Source organism: Pseudomonas sp. (assembly GCF_049645325.1).
GTDB lineage: Bacteria > Pseudomonadota > Gammaproteobacteria > Pseudomonadales > Pseudomonadaceae > Aquipseudomonas.
Window position 1 is genome coordinate 1 of the sequence record NZ_JBARTQ010000577.1, and the last position, 3,428, is coordinate 3,428.

Below are 3,428 nucleotides of genomic sequence, written 5' to 3' on the forward strand. Positions count from 1 at the left end.
TGTTGGGCCATGGATGGCCCGTCACGGCGGCCCACGGATTCAAGCCGGAGTGCGGGCATGCCGAGCCACAGCGAGGCACCGAGTGGAGGGGCAAGAGCCTTTTGGTTACTTTTGGGCTCCTTTCAAAAGTGACCCGCTGTAAGAGCGGAACCATAGGCAGCCATCACCCAAATAACGGATATGCCCCCCGCCAACAAACGACCAACCCCCAACAAGCACCCACAAAAAAGCCCGGCTGATCATTAATCAACCGGGCTTTTTTACGTCGCATGAAAGCGACTTACTTCTTCAACCCGTAATGCTCATCCAGCATCCCCGGAGCGTTCGGCGTTTTAGGCGCGTAGTCCCGTGGCGGCTCCTGATTTTCCCGCGGCGGCGTCAGGCGCTCCCGTGGAGCTTGCGGTGCATCGGAATGCAGCGCGGCCAGCAAACGCTGACGGGTGATGTCGTCGAGGGCCAGGCGGTTGGCGCCGTCGGCGAGGTGATCCTGTACTTCCTGGTAGCTCTGCGTAAGCTTCTTGACCAGGGTCGCGGTGCTGTTGAAGTGGGTAACAACCTCGTTCTGATAACTGTCAAAACGTTCCTGAATGTCATCCAGCTGACGCTGCGTGCGGTTAGGCGCGGCATTCGGCAGCAGGCGAGCAACCAGGAATCCAATGGCGACACCGGCAACCAGGGCAAGAGTCGGCAACAACCAAACTAAGAGCGAGTGTTCCACGAGTCCTTCCTCTATAAACGGCTTTGCTTTACGTTAACGGCTCGGACCTGCGCTGTATACCGCGATTAAGCTCGCAATGATGCCATGCACAGACTTTTAGCTAGACGAGTCGACCCTTTGAGAGGTCACGGAGTTCATTCCTTGCTCATGCGTGAAACCCCCGTTTTGATCGATGGCCCGGTTGGCCAATTGGAAGCCCTGTACCTGGATCACCCCGAGCCACGTGGCCTGGCGCTGATCTGCCACCCGAACCCGGTGCAGGGTGGGACCATGTTGAATAAAGTCGTATCGACCCTGCAGCGCACCGCGCGCGATGCCGGTTTGATTACTTTGCGTTTCAATTACCGTGGTGTCGGCGCCAGCGCCGGTACCCACGACATGGCCACTGGTGAAGTCGACGACGCCGAAGCGGCCGCCACTTGGCTGCGGGAAAAACACCCGGAACTACCGATCACCCTGCTGGGGTTTTCCTTCGGCGGTTATGTCGCCGCCAGCCTCGGTGGACGCCTTGAAGCCAAGGGCGAAAAGCTCGCGCACCTGTTCATGGTCGCCGCTGCCGTGATGCGCCTGCGCGACACCGACGTGCTGCCACAAGGCTGCCCGTTGACCTTGATCCAGCCGGAAACCGACGAAGTGGTCGACCCGCAGACCGTCTACGACTGGTCCGCCGCCCTGAATCGCCCCCATGAGCTGCTGAAAGTGGCAGAATGCGGACACTTTTTTCACGGCAAGCTGACCGATCTCAAGGATCTGGTGCTGCCGCGTCTCTCGAATTGATAGCAGTCTGATAAGCGATTACCCATGACGACTCGTACCCGTATCCTCACCGGCATCACCACCACCGGCACGCCGCACCTGGGCAACTACGCCGGTGCGATCCGCCCGGCGATCCTCGCCAGCCAGGACGCCAATGCCGACTCTTTCTACTTCCTGGCCGACTACCACGCCCTGATCAAGTGCGATGACCCGCAGCGCATCCAGCGCTCGCGTATGGAAATCGCCGCGACCTGGCTGGCCGGTGGCCTGGATGTGAACCGGGTGACGTTCTATCGCCAATCCGACATCCCGGAAATCCCCGAGCTGACCTGGCTGCTGACCTGCGTCGCCGCCAAGGGCCTGCTCAACCGCGCCCATGCGTACAAAGCCTCGGTGGACAAGAACGTCGAAACCGGCGAAGACCCGGATGCGGGCATCACCATGGGCCTGTACAGCTACCCGGTGCTGATGGCGGCGGACATCCTGATGTTCAACGCGCACAAAGTGCCGGTCGGCCGCGACCAGATCCAGCACGTGGAAATGGCCCGCGACATTGGCCAGCGTTTCAACCACCTGTTCGGCAACGGTAAAGAGTTCTTCACCATGCCCGAGGCGTTGATCGAAGAAAGCGTCGCCACCTTGCCGGGCCTGGACGGTCGCAAGATGTCGAAAAGCTACGACAACACCATCCCGCTGTTCACCAGTGCCAAGGACATGAAGGACGCCATCTCGCGGATCGTCACCGATTCCCGCGCGCCTGGCGAAGCCAAGGACCCGGACAACTCGCACCTGTTCACCTTGTTCCAGGCATTTGCCAGCAAGGCGCAGGAAGAAGCGTTCCGCGCCGAGCTGCTGCAAGGCCTGGGTTGGGGCGAGGCGAAAAGCCGTCTGTTCCAGTTGCTGGACGGCCAGTTGGGTGAGGCGCGTGAGCGTTATCACCAGTTGATGTCGCGCCCGTCCGACATGGAAGACCTGCTGCAGGTCGGCGCCAAAAAAGCCCGCGCCGTGGCGGCGCCGTTCCTGGCCGAGCTGCGTGAGGCGGTTGGCTTGCGCTCGTTCGTTGAGCAGGCAGCAGCACCCGTCGCCAGCAAAAAGAAAGCGGCTAAAGCGGCGCGCTTTGTGAGTTTTCGCGAAGACGACGGCAGCTTCCGCTTCCGCCTGTTGGCCGCGGATGGCGAGCAACTGTTGCTGTCGCGCAACTTTGCCGATGGCAAGGCCGCCGGTGCAGTGACCAAGCAGCTGCAAAGCGGCGACGCGCTGGACGTACGCACCGAGGCGTTGAGCTTCAGCGTATGGCTGGGCGATGCCGCGGTTGCCGACAGCGCCGCGTTTGCCGACGAAACGTCGCGCGATGCTGCCGTCGCCGCCTTGCGCGTCGCGTTGACCCCAATCGAGGATTAACCCGACCAAGGGTTGATTGCCATTATCCAGGGCCGTCGTTACAGTGGCGGCCCGTTTTTGTTGCCTTGCTAACGAATTATGACGCCCCTAGAACGATATCAAGCTGATCTGAAACGCCCTGAATTCTTCCATGACGCGGCCCAGGAAAATGCGGTGCGTCATTTGCAGCGCCTGTACGACGACCTGGTCGCGGCCTCGCAAAGTAAACCAGGGATGTTCAGCAAGCTGTTTGGCAAAAAGGACCACACCCCGGTCAAAGGCCTGTACTTCTGGGGCGGCGTTGGCCGGGGCAAGACTTACCTGGTCGACACCTTCTTTGAAGCGCTGCCGTTCAAGGAAAAGGTTCGTACGCACTTCCACCGCTTCATGAAGCGCGTGCACGAAGAGATGAAGACCCTGCCGGGCGAGAAAAACCCGCTGACCATCATCGCCAAGCGTTTCTCCGACGAAGCGCGGGTGATTTGCTTCGATGAATTCTTCGTCTCCGACATCACCGATGCCATGATCCTCGGCACCCTGATGGAAGAGCTGTTCAAGAACGGCGTGACCCTGG

The 3,428-nt window shown here is 60.4% G+C and carries 4 protein-coding genes; 3 read left to right on the plus strand and 1 reads right to left on the minus strand.

The annotated features are described in order from the left end of the window. Positions 1-280 precede the first annotated feature (280 nt). Positions 281-718, minus strand: a complete 438-nt coding sequence (locus WBB95_RS24275) for a YhcB family protein (protein WP_017138275.1) — start codon at positions 716-718, stop codon at positions 281-283. 147 nt (positions 719-865) lie between these two features. Here WBB95_RS24275 and WBB95_RS24280 point away from each other — a divergent pair, with 147 nt between their 5' ends. From WBB95_RS24280 to zapE, 3 genes are all read left to right on the plus strand, one after another. After that, positions 866-1,495, plus strand: coding sequence for an alpha/beta hydrolase (locus WBB95_RS24280; RefSeq protein ID WP_424489868.1), 630 nt, complete (start codon positions 866-868; stop codon positions 1,493-1,495). Positions 1,496-1,519: 24 nt separating this feature from the next. Further along, complete coding sequence (locus tag WBB95_RS24285) at positions 1,520-2,875, plus strand: tryptophan--tRNA ligase (protein ID WP_424489869.1); 1,356 nt, start codon at positions 1,520-1,522, stop codon at positions 2,873-2,875. Positions 2,876-2,953: 78 nt separating this feature from the next. Beyond that, on the plus strand, positions 2,954-3,428 hold a 475-nt coding region (gene zapE, locus WBB95_RS24290; protein ID WP_424489870.1), incomplete at its 3' end, for a cell division protein ZapE.

Bases quoted from the DNA above. Each gene is read 5' to 3' on its own strand.
- WBB95_RS24280 (WP_424489868.1), top strand. From the start codon at position 866: ATGCGTGAAACCCCCGTTTTGATCGATGGCCCGGTTGGCCAATTGGAA.
- WBB95_RS24285 (WP_424489869.1), top strand. From the start codon at position 1,520: ATGACGACTCGTACCCGTATCCTCACCGGCATCACCACCACCGGCACG.